This window comes from Hymenobacter psychrotolerans DSM 18569 (assembly GCF_900142395.1).
In the GTDB taxonomy this organism is placed as follows: Bacteria; Bacteroidota; Bacteroidia; order Cytophagales; family Hymenobacteraceae; genus Hymenobacter; species Hymenobacter psychrotolerans.
This window is the reverse complement of sequence record NZ_FRAS01000035.1, coordinates 1-18,422: the sequence shown is the minus strand read 5'-3', so window position 1 is coordinate 18,422 and position 18,422 is coordinate 1. Positions and strand designations below refer to the sequence as shown.

Genomic DNA, 18,422 nt, shown 5'->3' with positions numbered 1-18,422 from the left:
CTTGCTGCCGGCCGGGCCATTTCATCTGAACTTATGCTACCTGAAAACGATAAACCTGCTTCCGCCAGCTCCGACGCCAACGAGGAGTCGCCGATGAGCATTCTGGAGCGCCGCCTGGCCGAAATCAAGTCGAAGCAGGGCGGCGAGCCGGCCGCGCCTGCTCCGGCTGCCACTCCGGCCGCCGACATCGTAGAGCGCCCGGCCACGGAAACACACCCGCAGCCTGAGCAGCCGGCCGGGGCCGGCACCGCCGAAACTCCTGCCGCCAGCGCTGCCACCGGCATTGCGCCTTCTACGGTAGCAACAGTGGTGGCCCCGCCCGCGCACGCGGCTGAGCTGTCGGAGCCGCAGGCCCGCGCCGAGGCGCACTACGGCCAGCCAGGTGCCGAAGCAGCCGCTGCTATGCCTGCTTCCCAGGCCCTGCCCGAGCCCTCTTCCGTAAGCGCCGAGCCAGCCGTTCCGGCCAGCACCGACGCTACGCACTCAACCGAAACTCCCAGCTCCGCCGCCATTGATGAGTCGGGCTCTCCGGCGCATACCCCGGACCCGGAGCGCCCTACCATCGAGCTGCAGTCTGCCGCCGACCTGGAAAACGCCCCGGACGAAGTAGCGGCGCTGCCAACTTCGCAGGAAACGCCGGCTACCGCCGAGAATACCCCTGCCGAGAATACACCTGCCGAGCCCGACCACGGAGCCGAAGAGGAAGAGTTTGTGCCGGAAACTCCGGCTCCTGATTTTGCTGCCCTCGATTTGCCGGCGCAGGCATCGTATCTGCTGGGGCTGCTGCGCCGCCCCGATGCGCGCCAGAACCGCAAGCAGATTACGGACCTTTACCGCCAATACGATACGGCAGTGCAGGCCGGCCGCACAGCGGCCCGTCAGCAGTTCACGGAGGCCGGCAATGCCGCCGACGACTTTGCCTATGCCGGGCCGGAAGGCCATCAGGAGCTGAGCAAAGCCATGCAGGAGTTCCGCGAAAGCCGCGTGCGCGACGCCAAAGCCGAAGATGAGCAGCGGGCCCTCAACCTGGCGCACAAGCAGGAGCTGTTGTCGCAGCTGCGGCTGCTGGTGGAGTCTGCCGAAACCAAGGATAGTTCGGCCCGCATCAAGGCACTGCAGAACGATTGGAAAGCCACGGGGCCAGTGCCGCAGAAAGACGCCCAGGAACTCTGGAACTCGTATCACGCGCTGCTCGACATCTTCTACAACAACCGCGGCCTGTTCTTCGAGATGAAGGAGCTGGACCGCCGCCGCAACCTGGAGGCTAAAGAGGCGCTGATTGTGCGGGCCGAGGCATTGGCCGGGCAGTCGAGCATTAACAAGGCCCTGACGGATCTGCGCCAGCTGCATGAGGAGTGGAAGCACATCGGACCCGTGCCGAATGAGCAGCGGGAGCCGCTGTGGCAGCGCTTTCTGCAGGCCTCGGAGCTGGTACACAACCGCAAGAAAGAGTTTCTGGATTCCCGCTCGGCCGCCGAAAACGCGAACCTTACGCGAAAAACTGCCCTGCTGGAGCAGCTCAGGCCTTTTGGCGAGTTTGAGACGGAGCGCGTAAACGAATGGCGTGCCAAGACCGATGAGCTGCAGAAACTCAAGGAGGAGTGGGACGCCGCCGGCCTCGTGCCCCGCGACAAGGCCGATGCCATGAACAAGCAGTTCTGGGGAGCCTACAAAGGCTTTTTCCAGCGCAAAAATCAGTTCTTCAAGGCCCTCGACGAAGAGAAGAACAGCAACCTAAAGCGTAAGCTGGAGTTGATTGAGCAGGCCGAAGCCGCCCTGGCCAACCCGGACTGGGAACAGGGCCGTGAAATTGTTATCCGGCTGCAGAAAGACTGGAAGCTGATCGGGCGCGTGCCGGAAAAGCAGTCTGACAAAGTCTGGAACCGTTTCCGCACTGCCTGCGACGCCTTCTTCGACCGCAAAAACCAGGAGCAGAAACAGCGTCAGGACAAAGCGCAGCAGCTAAGCCAAGAGCAAAATGCTCACCTCGATCAGCTGGCGGAGCAAATTGCCGCACTCTCTGCCGACGAGCCCGGCACGGTGGAAGGTTTCCGCCAGCATGTGCAGCAGTGGCAGGCACTGGGAGCCGCGGAGCGCGCCGATGAGCGTTTCCAGACCTTGATGGGCAAATACCTGGACACCGTGCCCGGCCTGGCTTACGCGGAGCGCGCTGATTTGCTTTTCAATTTGCAGGTAGAGCGTCTGAAGTCCGCCCCTGACTCGCAGCAGCAGCTTTATAAAAAAGAGCAGTCCTTGCGGCGGGAAATCAATGAGTTGGAAAATGATATTTCCACTTTGAAAACCAACTTGGAATTCTTTGCGCGCTCTAAAAACGCTGCGCAGCTCCGCGAAGAATACCAAGGCCGTATCGACGAGGCCCAGGGCCGGATTGAAGGTCTGAAAAAGCAGCTCCGCGTCGTTCGTAGCTAATCGACTTTTCGTTTAAAAATAAAGCCCCGGCTTCTGTAGAAGAAGCCGGGGCTTTATTTTTAAGTAGAGGCAGCGTGTTATGCCGCGGGCGTTGCATTCTTTGGCTTACGGCCCCGCTTGGCACCACCCGGAGTTACCGTGCGCGGCTTACGCTCCTTCACGGTCGGCTGGTAGTCATCAGCCAGGATAGTATCCATATCTTCTACTGCCTGATTGAGGTTGCGAATAGCGGCTGAAACAGTACGCAAGGCCTTGCGCAATTCCTTCTTAACAACGTCGCTGTTTTTCGCGTTTTTCAATACTTCTTCGAGTTGGCTTAGGTCGAGGGCCATGCGTTTTATTTTAGTGAACCGGTGAGAAACTGTGACAGGCGTAATTATGCTGTGCGCAAACCTACCAAATATTTCCCATTACGGTAGACAACCGTATTCGACCGTCGTTTACTGCAATATTTTTTGCGTTGTATTTATTATAGTGCACGCCAGTAGATAGTACGTTATTAAATAGCAGACACGGCAGGTTAAATTCTTTGCGGTTCCTACTGCGTTAAGCGCATTCAATAGAGTATTTGCTTTTCATTGAAGCTGTTTACAACAAAAGAGCTCTGCCAAGTGGCAGAGCTCTTTTGTTGTAAACAGCTTGGGGGTATTACCAGTCACTAGGCTGTATAACTGCCTTTGCTGTAACGAACGAAGAGCCAGGAGCTGTTGCATGATTAATACGCAGCGTGCGTTTGGCAACACCATCCACCAAAATAATGGCTTCCAGAGAGCTGTTGAGTGGGGCCCGGGTGGTGCGCAGATTCTCGAAACTTATAATTGTGGTGAATTTATAGGAAATCGGTATCTCGCCTACACTAATCACATCTGCTATATCCTGTTCCGGAAGCAAGGTGCTGAAGTTATTCAATACCGTCTGGCCGTCGGCGCTAACTGCCTCGCCGGATATACGCGCGCCCAAATCGGTGAGGTTGGCTCCTTTGTATTGAACCTGTACGGTATGGCTGGTGGCAGTTGGTTTGGGGTCGGCATCCTGTTTCTTTTCCTCATCGCTGCAGCCTGAAGCAACAGCAAACAGCAGCCCTAATACTGCATATCGGAAGTGGGATAGTGGTTTCATAATTTAAAGATACGCATTAATCAGGGCTTGTGAGGAAGGGAGAAAATCTGCAGAAGTAGGCTGAGGTTGGATAGAGTGCACGGTGATTTATGAAGCTGCTCAGCTCCGGGACGTAGGCCGTGAGAGCAGCCAGGCGCGGGCGGCGGCCTCGTCGGGGAAGTAGCGGTACTCCAGCTGCAGATGCTGCACCTGGAGGCGGATTGAGTCCATGGCCAAGCGGGCAAATACGTCCCGGGCCTGCACAACGGCGCCGAAGCGGTAGCCGCCTTCCACCAGAGCCTGCGGCAGCCACTGTTCAGTCAGCCAGGCTTGTTCCTGAGGAGTGAAGGCCGTCATCTGCTGCTGGTCGACCATCATCAGGCCGCCGGCCTGGCGCGTGAGCAGGCGCTTGGTATGCTGGAGTAGGCCCTGCCAGACAGCCATTTCCCGACGACCGGGGTGATACGTGAGGCGCACATAACCATCGACGTCCTCTTCCACACGGCCGGCGGCGTTTTCGAAGTACAAGCGGTTGGCAGAAGGCGGTAAGACGGTGGACATATGGCAGCAACAGGGTAAGAGCAGTCGAATGAAGGAGCAAAGATAGACGCCGGAATAAATGCACGGTTCCTGACAGAATGGAAGACAGAATACTGAACATGCACGTGAGAACGGCTCACCGAGCCGAGTTGCCAGCAATTGCTAACAATACCCATACTTACAGCCAACCTTCCTGCTGCCCTGTGTTTCAAGGATTGCGCCAGAGCCGATATCTTGGCTGCTATATGCGCCTCATCTCCTTCAACTCCGCCATGCTGGCTGCCGTCCAGGCTGGCCGCAAAACGGTTACGCGAGCATCCGGGCCGAGCAGGTGCGCAGCCTGCGTGACGCCGATGCGCTGGCCGAGGGTATCGACTCCATAGAGAAGGAAGGACGCGTATCCTGGGGTAGGGTAGAACCACACCCCGGCACCGCTGGCGGTTTCCGGTGGTATAGTACCCCCACGGCTGCTTTCCGGGGCCTACTAGATTCCATCTATCCGACGGCCTGGACTCGGAATGAGTGGCTGTGGGTTGTGGAATTTGTGCGGGTATCGTAAATACTTATTGCCGGGCAAAGGTACGCTTTGGCAAGGCCGTAGTTTCTCACTGGCAGGTGCGTTATCTTCGTCGCAACGCATGGTAGTCACCCCGCCAACGCCTTGTCTGAAAAGACGAAGCCCCAGCTGGTGGAACAACCGGGGCTTCAGGAAGTGGGTGTTACGAGCACCTTACTCCCGGGGAAAATGGGTAAACGTGCGAAAGTGAAACACGCTGGCAAGGCCAGTAGATTTCACGTCCTGCTAGAACTGTGCAAGGCAGTGCTAGCAGGGGCGGTTCGGGCCGTGGTTAGCCACTGGCTCGGACACTAGAGTGGCGGCGGTCAGGGCTTTCGGGCGTTGGCCGCCGTTTATATGGTAAGCCAGTCCGAACGACTGACAAATTAATACAAAGTGTTACAAATATAGATAACATAACGCAATGGCGGTACCCAAAGTTGAGCGTAGTACAAGTCAAGAAAAAAGCCCTTGCAAATCAAAGATTTACAAGGACTTTTTCTATCAGTGAGCCTCCTGTCGGGGCTCTTTACTATACACCGGAGCGCTCGGTAACTGTCATTCTATCAGGCGCTTACGCGTGCGTAAGCGCCTGATCATTTTCATAGGGTAGCGTCAGAGGTAGCACCTTCATCCAGATGACGCCGCACGGTGCCCCGGTCAAAGCCCAACTCCTCGATGACTTCCCACAGCCGTTCTATCGTCACGTCCGGCGCGCTGGGTATATAGCTCGACACGTAGCCCCGCACGCGCCATATTTCCTCGATGTCCCGCGTTTCCATGTGGTAGGGTCTGCGGTGCGCGTTGTCCGAATACAGCACCACTTCATTATCACTGCCGCGAACCTGGTCCTTGATGCGCTTTAGCATCACCGTCTCAGGCGTTACGACTACATATACTTCCCCCGGCTCCAACAGCCGCAACTCATCCACGCGCGACGTTATTACAATGTCCCGGTGGTTGATGGTGGGCTCCATACTGTCGCCTGATACCTCAAAGGCCCGGTACTCGCCCCGGTCAAAGCCCGGTATCTTGAAGTTGCTGAGCTGGCGTACAAACACGGCCTCATTGTGGCTCACCGCGTAGCCCGCCTGAGCAGGTATCGGCACGAACACCGTGTTTTCCTTGCCTTTTTCATCCACGGTCACCACCACCACCTTGTCACCGCGCACGACCTGCTGCAGCACCGCCGACTTCGGCGCAGCGTCGGCCTTCGCCGCTGCTCGCAGCATGGGTCCTTTGCCCATTAGCAGCCAATCCGGCGAAGCATCTGGAAACTCGGCCAGTAAGTCTACCAGCGTCTCGTACGACGGCCGTACCTCTCCGCTCAGCACTTTGTAGAGCTTGCTCGTGCGTGAATAGCCCAGGCGCTGATTAGCCTCATAGGTGCTAATACCGTGATGCTCAAAGAGTTGCTTGATGCGTGCCCCGGTGTCACCGTCCACCCCAGCCGGAAGTTTTTTCTTCTGTGACTCAGCCTGTTCCATAATTGTACGCGTTTTTATTACACAGTATGCTTACTAATTACCTTAGTATGCGTTACTTGTGGTAATGATACATTCAAATGTACTAAACGCATAACAAAATGGAACAGTTGCCTAACAATTTTTCACAAACTCCCACGCTTCACGGATTGGTGAAGTCCCTGGGACACAAGACGGACATCGTTGCCGCCGCCCAAAAAATTCTGGCGGAGCGCGGGCACGAGTACGCCCGGAGTACCATCTATAGCACAATCCAGCGCAACGGCACCAACAACCCGACTATCGAAATGGCGGTGCTCGATGCGGTGGAGGCGGAGAAAAAACAACGTACCGAACTGACTGCCCGCCGGCAGGCCCTTAGCGCATAAGTATGCAAGCCGTCATCATCATTCCCGAAATGGAGTGGCGGCAGCACCTGGCCCGCCTCGATAAGCTGGAGCAGGCCGAAGCCGCCCGCGTTGCCGCTACCACCACTAAACCTGATGAGGTACTGACTACTGCCCACGCCGCCGAATATATCGGCCTTTCGGTCAGTGCCTTGTTGCGTGCCCGTCGCGCCGGCCGCCTGCCGGGCGTGCGACTCAATGAGAAGGACTGGGGTTTCCGCCGGTCGGTGCTGGAGGCCTATCCGCGCCGCTACCACCGCCTTACGGTGCAAGCCGCATGAGCCGCGTAGTTGTTTCCCTGTTCGACCATTCGGGCCGGTTTACCGAGCCCTGGGCCGCCGCCGGCTACGTCTGCTACTGCGTCGACGTGCAGCACCCGCCCGGCGAAACGTGGCAGGGCAACGTGTGTCTGGTCGGGGGTGACATACGCCGCTTCGTTCCCCCGCCCGGCCCCGTGGCCTTCGTGGCTGCCTTCCCGCCCTGTACCGATCTGAGCAATGCCGGGGCCCATCTGTTCCGCGTGAAAGGGATACGCGCCCTGGCTGCCGCTCTCAACCTGGTGGGTGCCGCCGCCGACCTGTGCCACCGCCTGGGCTCACCCTACTTCCTGGAAAACCCCAGGGGCCAGCTCCGCCACTACTGGCGCGAGCCCGACCATCAGTTTGATCCGTGCGAGTACGCCGGTTGGCTCGAAGACCCGGAACCCGAAGCCTACACCAAGCGCACCTGCCTCTGGACCGGCCACGGCTTTATCATGCCTGACAAGCGGCCTGTTTTTCCCATCAAAGGCTCAATGGTGGATAAGGTGCCCGGCTCGAAGAACCGCGCCAACATTCGCAGCCTCACGCCCCGCGGCTTCTCGGCCGCTGTCTTCCACGCCCATCACCAAGCACTACAGCCTGTATGAAACGGAGGCTATGCAGCACGCCGGGATGCTTTAAAACGGCCAAGGCGGATAGGAAACGGTGCGCGACGTGTGATGCCCATACTAACCCGCTGCGCTACGCCTACCGGCACCTGAAGGCCAACGCCAAGCGGCGCGGCAAGCACTTCGACTTGACGCTGGATGAGTTTGCCGATTTCGCCCGGCGCACGGAGTACCTGACCAGGCGGGGACGCACCGCCACCAGCTACCATATTGACCGGATAGACCCCACCCAGGGCTACACGGCCGGAAATATCCAAGTACTGACCAACCGGGAGAACGTGCTGAAGCAACGCACGGAAGGCAGCTGGAACCCGGCGCGGCGACAGATGGAGTTTTACACATTCGTCAGCGCGGCAAATCCCTATGCAGATGTCCCTTCCTGAGCGGCCCCGTGAATTACGTCCAGCAAACCCGTACCGCCCACGAGCACCTGAGCGCCCGCCCCGACGCCCGGCCCCACCACGTCAGCCTGTATTGGGCCCTGTTTTTCGCATGGAACGCCGCCCGCTTCCCCGAGACCCTGCCCCTGGACCGGGAGGCGCTGATGCGGGCAGCCCACATCGGCAACAAAGACACCCTACCCGCCACCCTGCGCACCCTGTCCGACTTCGGCCTGCTAGCCTACCGGCCCAGCCGCAGCGCCGGCGCAAGTTGCGTGGTGATGGTCGGCTTCGGCGGCCCGGTTCCCCCGGCAGTGGGGGCACCGGCCGGGCCAGGTTCCCCCGAAAGTGAGGCAACCGAACCGGCCATGGTTGCCCCAGAAGTGGGGGAACAGTACCCCCAGAACCGGGGCAACCTAACCGGGGAGGTTCCCCCAGAAGTGGGGGAACACTCCTTATATGATAAAACAGGTGATAGTGTAAACAGTGTAAACGGTGCCGCCGCCACGTCCTCAAAAAAAAATAGAGGTGCTGGAAGGGGAGGGGCTTTCAGGCGCGGAACTGTTCGACGACACCGCTCAACCTAACGGTGCAGGCCCGGCCCGGCCGACAGCCCCCAAAAAGAAAGTTGCGCCAAAGAAAAAGGGGGTAGAGGCTGATACCATCCGCGCAGCTGCCACCGCCCCGCGCGCCGCTTCCGGCCGGGGCCGCCCCGCACTACCCGAGCTACCCTTCAGCCGGAGCCCCATTGCCCAGGTCGAAACCTTCATAGCCGCCTTCGCCGGCACCGACTACCAGCTGGCCGACCTGCGCCACTACCATCAGCTCGTCGCCACCTGGCGCGACAAGAATACCGGATTAGAGCCCACCCGCCGGGATTGGGTTGCCACCGCCAAACGATTTATGCTCAATGACGCCGCCGACAACCGCCTCAAACTCGCCCCGGCCCACCACGCCGGCCCCGACGCCCACGACCCCGGAGCATTCTTTGCTCGCACTGGCTTTAAGTCGAAGTACGACCGGTAAGCTGGCCAGCACCCCCAACGATAGCGCCCGCCTCGTGCTGGCCGAGCTGTCGGTAGGGCTGACAGTGGCCCAGGCCGCCGTTGCCCCCAAGCTGTTCCAGCTGCGCTACAAGTACGGCGAGGAGGTATTGGTCAAGCTGCTGGTCGTCATCCTCCGGGCCTTCGTGGATAGTGTCCGGGTAGCCGATAAGCCCGACGCGGCCGACATCCTGGAGATGGCCGACACGCTGGCTCAGACCTACACCCACGACAGCGTGAAGGATATAATCTTAGCCCTCAAACAAGCCCGCACCACCGGTACCAAGTTCTTCAACGCCCTCGACCCGGCCACCATCTACGGCGTGCTTAACACTTACTTCGAGAAGAAGGCTCGGTACCTCGAAAACAGCCACCTCGACCGCAAAGCCCAAGCCATCAGCCAGGAAGCCGTAGCCCTCCACCAGCTCAAACAAACTGCCCCCGCGCTGGTGCAAAATGTGGCCCTGACGATTCCCGATAGCCACCCCAACGCCCAACACCTGCGCGACAAGCTCACGCTCATCAAGCAGAAGTACCGCCGCGGCCTGCTCACCCAGCAGCAGGCCGAGCAGCAGCGCCACGAGGTGCAGCAAGCCATCCACCGCCACCCCCGGCCCGACTGGCAACCCTCCCAAGCCGCCCAGCAGCAGATAACCCGCCGCCACGCCGCCGCCACCCGCCGCTTCGCTGACAAGCTGGAAATTGAGAATCCGAAGCACCTCGGCGCATGAACACTGTCACCTACTACCGCGCCACCTGTGGCAGCCTTTACCGCGTGACCACCACGCCCGCCACCCGTACCCGCGCTGCCAGCTGTATGCAGGACCGCTGCAGTACCCACGCCCGCGTGTTCAGTCCTGAATATCCCACGCACCCCGCCGAAGTGGCCCGTTTGGTCGGCATTGGCTCATCTGTCGAAATCCCCGCCCCATGAAGCCCCAGCCCCAAACCCCGCTCGAACTCTACGACCTCAAAGCCGACGAAATAACCGCTCATATTCTCGGCTACCTCAGCGCCAAAGGAGTCGTCGCCTGGGCCCAAGACAACCGAGGCCGCTACAACTCCAAAACGGGCCGCTGGTACCCTCATCCGAACAACCGGGTAGGTGTACCTGATATTCTCGGTTTCCGTCGCTTGGACGCCAAGTTCATCGGGGTAGAAGTGAAGGCCGGTAAGGATCGGCTCAGTGACCATCAAATCGAATTTCTCAACGAGCTGAAGGCGTGCGGCGGCTTCCCGTTCGTGGCCTACAGCTACGAGCAATTTGTACAGTCATTCGAGCGAAGGGGCTTGCACAAGATTTCACGCTGCACACGCTGCGAAGAGTGGCCCGACGCCTGCCAGTGCCCCGCCCCAGCGGCCCCAGCCACCCCCGACGATACTCCAGCACCGCCTGCCCCAACGTGCCTACCAGGCCACACCGTCACCAACGACCCCCAAGCCCCCTACCACCATGCGTAAAATTCCCGGCCTCACAACCTACTTCGGCGGTATGCTACTTTGCTGACCATAATTTTGCTGGTTGTGTCAGCGGGTATGACATGGGCCACCGAGCCATTAGCCAAACGCAAGGTATCAGGATAGCGGATATGGTGATGTAGGTTCACGCTGGTGAAAAAGAGCGTGTCTAGTACTAATACCGTGTCCAAAGCCAAGTCGTATTTGGGAGTTTTTACTTGTAGCTGATGCCGGCCCGGCGTCACGGTGAGCCAGTGTCGGTTGAAGGAATCTCCGGTTTGGTAGGGCGGGCCACTATGCACGTTGCCCAAGGTGGTATCTACTACCAGCACTCCGTCGCAATACACCTGCATCCGGGCACTGTCCGGCCGGCCGGAATCGGTGCTGTGATTATTCACATCCAGCGCCACCTTAATAGTATCCGGCTCCGGCTGCCGACACCCGGCCATGCCCACTGCCAATACTCCCAGGCAAAGCATTTTGTACATGGCCTCTACTGCGTAAGGGGGGTAGGAATGGTGATGCCACGCCCAATATTGGTGCGCGTGGGTCGTACGTTCGTGCTCTTGCCAAATGGAGATTCCATGTCCCCGGTCGTCACCTGGAAGTTCGTGCGCGTCATGAGGGAGCCTCGCTTGGTAAAGCTAAAGAACAGTTGTTCGCCCGAAAACGTGGGCTGCGCAACGGTGCCATAGGACATAGCATTGCGCGGGTCCCGGTCATTGCCGGCAAATTCATCCTCCCATGTGTGCTGCAGCCCCATCGTATGCCCTATTTCATGCACGATAACCTTCGCCATGCCGGCTACACCCGTTTTGCCCACGTACAGGTGTGACCCGAATTGCGGGGCTAAGCCGCCTAGTGGCCCACCGTCAGCGTTGACACCTATCATTTGATCTACCACAATCAGTTGCAGCTTGCCAGCCGTGTTTTTGTAGTCGTACCGCTCCGTTACATTAATATAGCCAGGCACAAACTTGTAGAGCATCTTTTTCGCGTTCAAAGCCCGTGCCGCCGTGGCGGGAGTGTACGTCTGTTCCACTGCCAAGCGGAAGGCTCGCTCAACCGCATCGGTCAGGCCCGATACTGAGCCAGTGGATATATTATACAACTCGGCTTTGAGGTTCACTCGGATGATAAACGTGGTGGCCAACTTAGTGTCCACTACTTGCAGTCGGTCAAACGAAACCCCTGCCGTAACGGAGGCAGGCGAAGAGGCTACTGGTCGCGCCCCACTATGCAGCGCCGCTGCCCGCCCACTCGGCGCCGGTGGCGGCGTTGGCCGGCCCTGATGCAGGGCGGCGGCCCGTCCTGTGGGTTTGCGGGTAGGCTGTTGCGGACGCCCCTGGTGCAGGGCGGCGGCGCGTCCCTGCGGCCGGCCGGCTGGCAAATGGAATAAGCTCATGTAACACGGAATAGAAGTAGTGGAGCAAACGTAGCGAAATTTATGCTGCCTCGTTAGCCCTTCGCCGCACACTGGCTTCTTTCCTAAATCCCATTACCTTAGCGCAATAACAGCCCGGCCATTTTATTTTTTATCGCCCTCAGGACGGCTGTTTGATTTCGTTTCTCGTGTTTCTCTAGCTGCATATATGGCCCGACAGGTTACCCTCGACGTGCGGTGCGCCGGCCGCTTACTGGCTCCCGGCACCGATTTTCATTCTTTCACCCTCCACCAAAGTCTGTTCGCGCCGCACACGCTGACGCTACAGGTGCCCTTCGACCATGTGGAGGGGCCGCTGACCGGCTTTCTGACCAAGGCCCCCGAGCAGCTGCTGAGCCAGCCCGTCGAGGTGGCCGTGGAGGCCGATGAGGCATTTCACTTCAACCAGCGCCAGACCCTGCAGTTCAAAGGCCTGGTGGCTGAGCTGAGCACGGGTCAGGATTCCGACTACAGCAGCAGCGTGCGGGTGCAGGCCTACAGCCCCTGCTTTCTGCTCAGCGACGGCCTGCAGAAGCGCACCTTCGTCAACCAGACCCTGACGGCCATCTTCAACACCGTCCTGCAACCCTACCCCGGCAACCTGCTGGCCCGCAGCATTACGCCTACGCACCAGGCCCCGCTGCCCTACGTGGCACAGTACGAGGAAACCAACTACGCTTTCCTGAGCCGCCTGGCCGCCGAGTACGGCGAATGGCTCTACTACGATGGCACCACGCTGCGCCTGGGCGCCCCGGCCAGCAGCGAGGCCCACGACTTCGAGGCCGACGGTGAGTGGAACGGCTTCCACTTCGGGCTGGCCCTGCGCCCCACCCGCGCCGTGCTCTACGACTATGATTACCAGCAGCACCAGCACAACACCGGCAACACGGCCAGCCAGCAGGTGCCCGGCTTGCAGCAGCACCGCTTCGGTAAAGTCGTGCTGGACAAGGCCACGCAGCTGTTTCAGCAGCCCATGCATGCGTCGGCCGAAGTGCCCGGCGCGACGGCCGCCCAGCTCAACGACGAAGCCAAAGCCTTCAAAGCCAACCGCGCCGCCGACCTGGTAAGCGTGCAGGGCTACAGCGACCAGCCCGCCCTGCAGCTAGGCGGCGTTCTGTCCATTCGCGGCCAAGGCTTCGGCACGCACCAGCAGGCCGAGGAAAGCTTCGGCACCTACCGCATCATCGACATCACGCACCACGTGGACGCGCTGGGAAACTACCGCAACTCGTTTACCGCTATTCCGCACGTGGTGGATATTCCGCCGGTCAACCCCCATCAGCTGCCGCCGCAGGGTACGCCAGAGCTGGCCGAAGTCATCGACGACAACGACCCGCAGAAGCTGGGCCGCCTGAAGGTGCGCTACCACTGGCCCGTCGAGAACAAGAAAGCGGCCGAAACCGACTGGCTGCGCGTGCTCACGCCCTACTCCGGCCACGGGAAGGGACACTTCATGAAGCCGGAGGTGGGTTCCCAGGTGCTCATCGGCTACCACCAGAACCTGGCCGAGCAGCCCGTGGTGCTGGGCAATATGTTCCACGCCCAGAATCCCCAGGGGGCCAGCTACTCGCCCGCCAAAAACGGCCTGAAAGGCATCCAGACCGCCGGCGGCAACAAGTTTGTGATGCTGGATACAGCCGGCGCCCAGTCCATTCTTATTTCCAACTCCAATAAGAAGGACACGGCTATAACCATCAGCTTCCAAGGTGATGGCAGCATTGACATCAAAACCAACGGGCCGATCAATCTGACGGCGGGAAAAGACATTACGCTGCAGTCGGCGAAAAATATTACGCTGCAGGCCGATGAAAGCATCAGCCTGATAGCCAAGAAGAAGGTCAGCGTGCAGGCCTTGGAGGAGGACGTTGCCTTGCGGGCTCAGAAGGAAATGTTACTTACGGCGGTAAGCGGCGACTTGACCCTGGAAGCCGCAGCGAAGAAGACGATGGTGAAAGCCGCGAATAATGTGGAAGTAACCGCAACCGGCTTAGTAAAGCTCAACGGCTCGGACGTAAAGCTGAACGGCTAAACGCAGTAGTCCCACTTTGCCATAGAGTTGTCAGCCTGATTTCCTCTTTTCAATGAGCGACTTTCGTCTCGCAGGTTCACCTTTGGGGTCGTCGGCAGCAAGTTCGGCGCTGCCGGTTGGCAGTGGATTAGTTCAGCAAGCCGGGAGCAGCCGCACGGTGGAGCGGTTGGCACACTACGGGGTTTTCCACTTGCCAGTCCGGTTGGAGCTGCGTCCGCCGCCGCATCCGCTGGCCTACGAAGTAACGACCCGCTGGGAAGAACGTCGGTATGGGGAGGTAGCCCGTTCCGTCATCAGCAAACACCTCACGCTGACCGGGACGTACCACGGAGCCCGGTTGCTGCTGTCTTGGACCACAGCCCCGCCCACGCTGCGCAAACCCGACCTGCTGCCGCTGGAAGAAATAATGCTGCTACTAGCAGGCATCTACCGCCACTTGGTCATCGAAACGTCGCCGGCAGGCCAGCGCCTAGCTGTAGCCAACCATGCCGAAATTATAGCAACTTGGGCCGACATCAAGCAAGAGCTGCTTGCCCGCTACGGCGAAGCCGACGCGCTGACGGCCTCCTTACGGGCTGCGGTGGAGGCGCAGGTGCAGGACCCCGCCCGGCTGCTGGACTCCTTACACCATGACTATAGCCATTCGCTGCTGGTAGCCAACCTGTATCAGCAGCGGTTTGAAAGCGGATTTTGCTACACGCAGGCCCGAGCCTTCCCGCATTTTCTGGCTGATACCGCCGTATGTTTCCAGGAGCAGTTAACGTTGGGCGAGCCCACGGTGCCGGGCCGGGCCACGCTGCACCTGCGCGGCCGGCTCGATGAAGACCGCACCGACCGGGCCGCCGTGGCCCGGCAGGTGGCGGCGCTGCTGGCCTTGTCGCCCAACCCGGCGCCTGTTGGCCCACCCGACCCGGCCACGCTCACTTTCGCCTACCACGCTACCTACGACCTGGACCTGGCTACCGGCTGGCCGGTATCCGTGGCAGCCACCGTGACGTGCCAGAGCCCGGCAGGCTATACCAAAGAATACGACTTAACCGTGCAGCAGCTATGAGCCAGACCGGACAAGAATACGTGTGCAACGGGGCCCTGTGCCGCTGCGACAAAGGCAGTCTGCCCAGCCAGTTGAAAGTGCTGACCAACCCCACGGTGTACGTGCAGGGCAAGCTTATGGCCACTACGCTCGACAAGGTATTTATGCCCTTCGGCACGTGCATCGTCAAGAACAACACGCCCTGCGTGCCGATGCTGCTCATGTGGGAGAAGTACTTCGACAAGGTGAGTCTCATGACTCCGGCTCAGCACCCGCTGCTGGAGAAGAGCACCATCCGCTGCGCCATCGGCGGGCAGGTGAGTGTGATGAGCACGCTGCAAATTAAGGTGCCGGGCCTGCCGCCGCCCCCTCAGGTGGAGGGTGTACGCACGGCCAGCATGAGTTTGTGCCCGCTGCTGCTCAACCAGCAACCTACGCCTAATCCTTCGTAAGCATGGGAACCGTTTTCAACAGCCTGCTGGACGGGCCGCCCTCAGGCATTGGCAAAGTGGTAGTAGGCGAGGAGCCTGAAACCGACGACCGGGAGCCGGTCAGGATGCGCGTGGCCGTGTTCTTCGACGGCACCCAGAACAATCGCACCAATATTGAAACCCGGCTGGCCAACGTAACGGCCACGGTGGTAACTATCAATGGCCGGCCAGTGGAGGTGAAAGGGAGCTACGACTCCTCTTACTCCAACGTGGCCATCATGGAGTACATGAACAACATTGAGGACGACCAAACCGAGGTGTCAGTGTACGTGGAGGGTATTGGCACGATAGACAACGAGGCTGACGACAAGGACGGCCTGGCCTGGGGGTCGGGGCCGACCGGTATTCCGGCTAAGGTAACGAGGGGAATCACGGAGGCAACAACTAAAATAAGTGAGGTTTTAAGACGAACGGAAAAACGGTTGGAAGCCCTGACGGTAGACGTGTTCGGTTTCAGCCGGGGGGCCGCGGCGGCGCGGCACTTCGTGGCCCGGCGCACGGCCGAGTTCTTCAGCCAGTACCCCAACCTGAGCGCCACCCTGGGCGTGCCGCCCGAGGCCATCACGCTCAACTTCGTGGGCGTGTTCGATACGGTGTCGTCCTACGCGGGCGAATCCGAGCGCGGGACGCTGGTGCGGGCGCTGGGCAACGTCATCTTCGACACGTTCGGCGACGACGTGGACGAGCTGCGCCTGGCTATGCACGGGGCCCCCATGCGGGCCGTGCAGTTGGGGGCGGCCGACGAGTACCGCAAGAACTTTGCCCGCACCACCATCACCACGTCCATGCAGGCCGGCGTGGGCTTCGAGTGCACCCTGCCCGGCGTACACTCCGACGTGGGCGGCAGCTACAAAGAGGAAATGGTGGAGACGAGCGTGGTTGACACCTACGAGCGGGAGCGCCTGCTGCGGGAGGGCTGGTACGTGAACAACGACGAAGAAACGCAGCTGCCCGAGCCCTCGGGCTTCTGGGTGCGGGCGGGCACGAGTACCCGCACGACGGGAACCCGCACGGTGCGCCACCATTACCAGTTCATCCCGCTCTCCATCATGATGCAGCTGGCCCAGAAGTTTGGCGCTACCTTCAAGCCATTTGCCGACGATTTTGCCGCGTATGAAGTGCCGGATAACTTGAGCGGCCTGAGCGGGCTGATGCACCGCTACGTGCTCAGCCGCCACGACACGGCCCTGAGCGAACCGGCCAACTACGTGCTGCCCAAAGCCTACAAGTGGGTGCGCAACCAGTACCTGCACCGCTCATCCGTCAAGGGCTGGGGCGATATGGACGCCATTACGATGGGCGGGCGCGAAGTCGATAACCTGCCCGCCCGCCAAATCATCTCTGACTTGCCCTCGCGCTAGGGTAGGCCTTCGTTAGTTTGTATGAGTTGCTTGCTCTTGTTCTGCCGTTTACTCACTGCCCTGGTGCTGGCCGTGCCCGCCTGCGGGCAGTCGCAAGCGCCGGCCACGGCTTCGCGCCAACCTGTTTCTTCCGCTATGTCAGACTACCAGACCGACAAGTTTCGCCTCAGCGCCTCGCCCTGTGCAGCCAAGGGCTACCCGATGACCATTCAGTTCGGAGCTTTCGTGCGCTCGGACGGCAAGACGTTCAAGGTGCCCTCGGGCCACACGTTGGAAGGCAGTTGGGGCAACTCATCCATCGGGTGGGCCGTGGGCGACGAGTTCCAGCCCGCGCCCGAGAAGCTGGAAATCCTGTATTTCTCGTATCTGGAAGACACATTCTACGAGGGCACATTCGCTTTGCCGCAGCAGCGCCTGCACGAGCTATTACAAGCCGGCTTCTGGGACCTGGAGAAAAAACAACACACCACTTATACTTCATTTACTGTGTGCGTGCTGCCCAAGGGCGCGGTGGTGGTGTGGCTTGTCGGAGCAGGGCGGCAGGTGCTGGTAGGGCGCTACCAGGCGGCAGCGTCCACCGTGGACTTCCGTCGCTTCTACCCCAAGTCCGACCGGGTGAATATGCTCAAAAACAAGATAGCCGCCGCCCCGTCTGCTGTGCAGGCTCAGCTCAAGGCCGGCACGCTCAGCCCTCGCCAGTGGGATGAATACCTGAAAACGTATTCCTGGCACGTGGCTCTGCCCCAATTCGTCACGCTCTACAACTACCGCGTCAACTTCCTCAGCGCCGAGTACACCAGCAGCCCTGACACGCAGGACATGGCCCCCTACCTACGGGCTGCGCTCACCCCCCAGGCCCGCCCTTTGCCCGCCAAATTCTCGCTCTACGTCACCGACGAGGCTGGTCATAAGTATTCGCTCAAGACGGACTTCGACGAAGCCGAAACCCAGGCCGTGTTCCAGCAACTGCACCAAGCCCACCCCGCCGGCCCGATTACGCTGCATATCGAGACGGACAAGTACGTCAAGGCCGCCACGCTGGTGCTCGAAAGCGGCGGCCAGCGCATCCCGCTCACCAAAAGTCCGGTGCGCATCATCGCCCTCAAGTAACGCCGTGCTTTCTTCTTGTTTCGTTATGCTGACGCGCTGTTGGTTGCTGGCAAGTCTCTGGCCCACCGGTACCCGCAGCCTGGGGCTGTATATCACGGACGAGGCTGGGCATAAGTACGTGCTCAAAGCCGGCCCTATGGACGAGGCCGAAACCCAGGCTGCTTTTCAAACGCTGCACAAAGCCCACCCCGCCGGCCCGATTACGCTGCTTGTAGACGAGAACAAGGAAAACGAGCTGACGGATATGGCCGTCAGGATCGTCGCCCTGAAAAAGTAAGCTTGGCTGGTGGCGAAAAACGGTTCAACCAAGTTGAGTACGTTATGCACCTGATGTTACGCACGACCTATACCAGCTTGCTGGAAAGGTACTTTGGGGTGGTCTAGTGGAAACGGACAGTGAGCTAAGGTAGGGTGGTTTTCAGGTCTTGTTCAAATTGGTGGGGCGAGCGGTAGGCCAGGGCAGAATGGCGTCGGTCGAGATTGAAATAGGTGTCGAGGTAGTGCGCCACCTCCAGGCGGGCTTCTTCGAGGGAAGCGAACGCCGTGCCTGGGGGGAGCAGCTCGGTTTTGAGCGTGCTCCAACCGGCTTCGGCCTGGGCATTATCATAAGGGTTTCCAGGCCGGCTGAAGCTGGGCACGGCCCCGGCTTGGGCGATGCGGACCCGGCAAGCG

Annotated in this window: 22 protein-coding genes; 16 read left to right on the top strand and 6 right to left on the bottom strand. The window is 60.0% G+C overall.

Going from position 1 to position 18,422, the window contains the following annotated elements; genetic code table 11:
- Positions 1-33 precede the first annotated feature (33 nt).
- Positions 34-2,430 (top strand): DUF349 domain-containing protein, encoded by a 2,397-nt coding sequence (locus BUE15_RS19710; RefSeq protein WP_244535992.1) that lies wholly within the window; start codon positions 34-36, stop codon positions 2,428-2,430.
- A gap of 77 nt (positions 2,431-2,507) precedes the next feature.
- Here the strand turns inward: BUE15_RS19710 and BUE15_RS19705 are convergent, their stop codons facing one another.
- The 3 genes from BUE15_RS19705 to BUE15_RS19695 form a co-directional block, all read right to left on the bottom strand.
- Positions 2,508-2,762, bottom strand: a complete 255-nt coding sequence (locus tag BUE15_RS19705) for a hypothetical protein (protein WP_073288764.1) — start codon at positions 2,760-2,762, stop codon at positions 2,508-2,510.
- Between the two features lie 316 nt (positions 2,763-3,078).
- Positions 3,079-3,549, bottom strand: a complete 471-nt coding sequence (locus tag BUE15_RS21820; protein ID WP_139252456.1) for a hypothetical protein — start codon at positions 3,547-3,549, stop codon at positions 3,079-3,081.
- A 99-nt stretch (positions 3,550-3,648) separates the two neighbouring features.
- The gene (locus BUE15_RS19695; protein WP_139252455.1) at positions 3,649-4,089 is read right to left on the bottom strand and encodes a hypothetical protein; all 441 of its coding nucleotides are present in this window, start codon (positions 4,087-4,089) and stop codon (positions 3,649-3,651) included.
- 310 nt (positions 4,090-4,399) lie between these two features.
- Here BUE15_RS19695 and BUE15_RS21815 point away from each other — a divergent pair, with 310 nt between their 5' ends.
- A complete protein-coding gene (locus BUE15_RS21815) occupies positions 4,400-4,627 on the top strand; it encodes a hypothetical protein (protein ID WP_139252454.1) in 228 nt (75 codons plus the stop codon).
- 599 nt (positions 4,628-5,226) lie between these two features.
- On the opposite strand, the gene BUE15_RS19690 is transcribed toward BUE15_RS21815, so the two are convergent.
- Positions 5,227-6,069 (bottom strand): S24 family peptidase, encoded by an 843-nt coding sequence (locus BUE15_RS19690; protein WP_244535991.1) that lies wholly within the window; start codon positions 6,067-6,069, stop codon positions 5,227-5,229.
- A gap of 140 nt (positions 6,070-6,209) precedes the next feature.
- Here BUE15_RS19690 and BUE15_RS19685 point away from each other — a divergent pair, with 140 nt between their 5' ends.
- The 8 genes from BUE15_RS19685 to BUE15_RS19655 all read left to right on the top strand — a co-directional run bounded on the left by BUE15_RS19685 (position 6,210) and on the right by BUE15_RS19655 (position 10,306).
- Positions 6,210-6,476 (top strand): hypothetical protein, encoded by a 267-nt coding sequence (locus tag BUE15_RS19685; protein ID WP_139252453.1) that lies wholly within the window; start codon positions 6,210-6,212, stop codon positions 6,474-6,476.
- Between the two features lie 2 nt (positions 6,477-6,478).
- The gene (locus BUE15_RS19680) at positions 6,479-6,775 is read left to right on the top strand and encodes a helix-turn-helix domain-containing protein (RefSeq protein WP_073288753.1); all 297 of its coding nucleotides are present in this window, start codon (positions 6,479-6,481) and stop codon (positions 6,773-6,775) included.
- A complete protein-coding gene (locus BUE15_RS19675; RefSeq protein WP_073288752.1) occupies positions 6,772-7,401 on the top strand; it encodes a hypothetical protein in 630 nt (209 codons plus the stop codon). Before BUE15_RS19680 ends, BUE15_RS19675 begins: the two co-directional genes overlap by 4 nt.
- The gene (locus BUE15_RS19670) at positions 7,398-7,805 is read left to right on the top strand and encodes a hypothetical protein (RefSeq protein ID WP_073288749.1); all 408 of its coding nucleotides are present in this window, start codon (positions 7,398-7,400) and stop codon (positions 7,803-7,805) included. The genes BUE15_RS19675 and BUE15_RS19670 overlap by 4 nt, the downstream gene beginning before the upstream one ends.
- A 492-nt stretch (positions 7,806-8,297) precedes the next feature.
- Complete coding sequence (locus BUE15_RS22415; protein WP_244535990.1) at positions 8,298-8,828, top strand: hypothetical protein; 531 nt, start codon at positions 8,298-8,300, stop codon at positions 8,826-8,828.
- The gene (locus BUE15_RS19660; protein WP_244535989.1) at positions 8,791-9,576 is read left to right on the top strand and encodes a hypothetical protein; all 786 of its coding nucleotides are present in this window, start codon (positions 8,791-8,793) and stop codon (positions 9,574-9,576) included. Before BUE15_RS22415 ends, BUE15_RS19660 begins: the two co-directional genes overlap by 38 nt.
- Positions 9,573-9,779: a hypothetical protein gene (locus BUE15_RS21810; protein WP_139252452.1), complete on the top strand. Its 207-nt coding sequence runs from the start codon at positions 9,573-9,575 to the stop codon at positions 9,777-9,779. Before BUE15_RS19660 ends, BUE15_RS21810 begins: the two co-directional genes overlap by 4 nt.
- A complete protein-coding gene (locus BUE15_RS19655; protein ID WP_073288741.1) occupies positions 9,776-10,306 on the top strand; it encodes a VRR-NUC domain-containing protein in 531 nt (176 codons plus the stop codon). The genes BUE15_RS21810 and BUE15_RS19655 overlap by 4 nt, the downstream gene beginning before the upstream one ends.
- A 490-nt stretch (positions 10,307-10,796) precedes the next feature.
- Here BUE15_RS19655 and BUE15_RS19645 read toward each other — a convergent pair whose 3' ends face one another.
- The gene (locus tag BUE15_RS19645; RefSeq protein WP_073288738.1) at positions 10,797-11,468 is read right to left on the bottom strand and encodes a reprolysin-like metallopeptidase; all 672 of its coding nucleotides are present in this window, start codon (positions 11,466-11,468) and stop codon (positions 10,797-10,799) included.
- A 427-nt stretch (positions 11,469-11,895) separates the two neighbouring features.
- Here BUE15_RS19645 and BUE15_RS19640 point away from each other — a divergent pair, with 427 nt between their 5' ends.
- The 6 genes from BUE15_RS19640 (at position 11,896) to BUE15_RS19615 (ending at position 18,027) form a co-directional block, all read left to right on the top strand.
- Entirely contained in the window at positions 11,896-13,755 is a 1,860-nt protein-coding gene (locus tag BUE15_RS19640) for a type VI secretion system Vgr family protein (protein WP_073288737.1), read from the top strand.
- A 190-nt stretch (positions 13,756-13,945) separates the two neighbouring features.
- Entirely contained in the window at positions 13,946-14,809 is an 864-nt protein-coding gene (locus BUE15_RS19635; RefSeq protein ID WP_139252450.1) for a hypothetical protein, read from the top strand.
- A complete protein-coding gene (locus BUE15_RS19630; protein ID WP_073288734.1) occupies positions 14,806-15,240 on the top strand; it encodes a DUF4280 domain-containing protein in 435 nt (144 codons plus the stop codon). The genes BUE15_RS19635 and BUE15_RS19630 overlap by 4 nt, the downstream gene beginning before the upstream one ends.
- A 2-nt stretch (positions 15,241-15,242) precedes the next feature.
- Positions 15,243-16,640 (top strand): phospholipase effector Tle1 domain-containing protein, encoded by a 1,398-nt coding sequence (locus BUE15_RS19625; protein ID WP_073288732.1) that lies wholly within the window; start codon positions 15,243-15,245, stop codon positions 16,638-16,640.
- Between the two features lie 21 nt (positions 16,641-16,661).
- Complete coding sequence (locus BUE15_RS19620) at positions 16,662-17,750, top strand: DUF2931 family protein (RefSeq protein ID WP_084549206.1); 1,089 nt, start codon at positions 16,662-16,664, stop codon at positions 17,748-17,750.
- Between the two features lie 25 nt (positions 17,751-17,775).
- Entirely contained in the window at positions 17,776-18,027 is a 252-nt protein-coding gene (locus tag BUE15_RS19615; RefSeq protein ID WP_139252449.1) for a hypothetical protein, read from the top strand.
- A 124-nt stretch (positions 18,028-18,151) separates the two neighbouring features.
- Here BUE15_RS19615 and BUE15_RS19610 read toward each other — a convergent pair.
- Positions 18,152-18,422: integrase core domain-containing protein (locus BUE15_RS19610; RefSeq protein WP_139252265.1), on the bottom strand; the 271-nt coding region annotated here is incomplete at its 5' end.

What these genes read in the sequence shown, in the direction of transcription:
- BUE15_RS19695 (WP_139252455.1), bottom strand. Translation starts at nt 4,089, where the DNA reads ATGTCCACCGTCTTACCGCCTTCTGCCAACCGCTTGTACTTCGAAAAC.
- BUE15_RS21820 (WP_139252456.1), bottom strand. Translation starts at nt 3,549, where the DNA reads ATGAAACCACTATCCCACTTCCGATATGCAGTATTAGGGCTGCTGTTT.
- BUE15_RS21810 (WP_139252452.1), top strand. Translation starts at nt 9,573, where the DNA reads ATGAACACTGTCACCTACTACCGCGCCACCTGTGGCAGCCTTTACCGC.
- BUE15_RS19640 (WP_073288737.1), top strand. Translation starts at nt 11,896, where the DNA reads ATGGCCCGACAGGTTACCCTCGACGTGCGGTGCGCCGGCCGCTTACTG.
- BUE15_RS19670 (WP_073288749.1), top strand. Translation starts at nt 7,398, where the DNA reads ATGAAACGGAGGCTATGCAGCACGCCGGGATGCTTTAAAACGGCCAAG.
- BUE15_RS19655 (WP_073288741.1), top strand. Translation starts at nt 9,776, where the DNA reads ATGAAGCCCCAGCCCCAAACCCCGCTCGAACTCTACGACCTCAAAGCC.
- BUE15_RS19620 (WP_084549206.1), top strand. Translation starts at nt 16,662, where the DNA reads ATGAGTTGCTTGCTCTTGTTCTGCCGTTTACTCACTGCCCTGGTGCTG.
- BUE15_RS19710 (WP_244535992.1), top strand. Translation starts at nt 34, where the DNA reads ATGCTACCTGAAAACGATAAACCTGCTTCCGCCAGCTCCGACGCCAAC.
- BUE15_RS19675 (WP_073288752.1), top strand. Translation starts at nt 6,772, where the DNA reads ATGAGCCGCGTAGTTGTTTCCCTGTTCGACCATTCGGGCCGGTTTACC.
- BUE15_RS19680 (WP_073288753.1), top strand. Translation starts at nt 6,479, where the DNA reads ATGCAAGCCGTCATCATCATTCCCGAAATGGAGTGGCGGCAGCACCTG.
- BUE15_RS19625 (WP_073288732.1), top strand. Translation starts at nt 15,243, where the DNA reads ATGGGAACCGTTTTCAACAGCCTGCTGGACGGGCCGCCCTCAGGCATT.
- BUE15_RS19630 (WP_073288734.1), top strand. Translation starts at nt 14,806, where the DNA reads ATGAGCCAGACCGGACAAGAATACGTGTGCAACGGGGCCCTGTGCCGC.
- BUE15_RS19685 (WP_139252453.1), top strand. Translation starts at nt 6,210, where the DNA reads ATGGAACAGTTGCCTAACAATTTTTCACAAACTCCCACGCTTCACGGA.
- BUE15_RS19615 (WP_139252449.1), top strand. Translation starts at nt 17,776, where the DNA reads ATGCTGACGCGCTGTTGGTTGCTGGCAAGTCTCTGGCCCACCGGTACC.
- BUE15_RS19705 (WP_073288764.1), bottom strand. Translation starts at nt 2,762, where the DNA reads ATGGCCCTCGACCTAAGCCAACTCGAAGAAGTATTGAAAAACGCGAAA.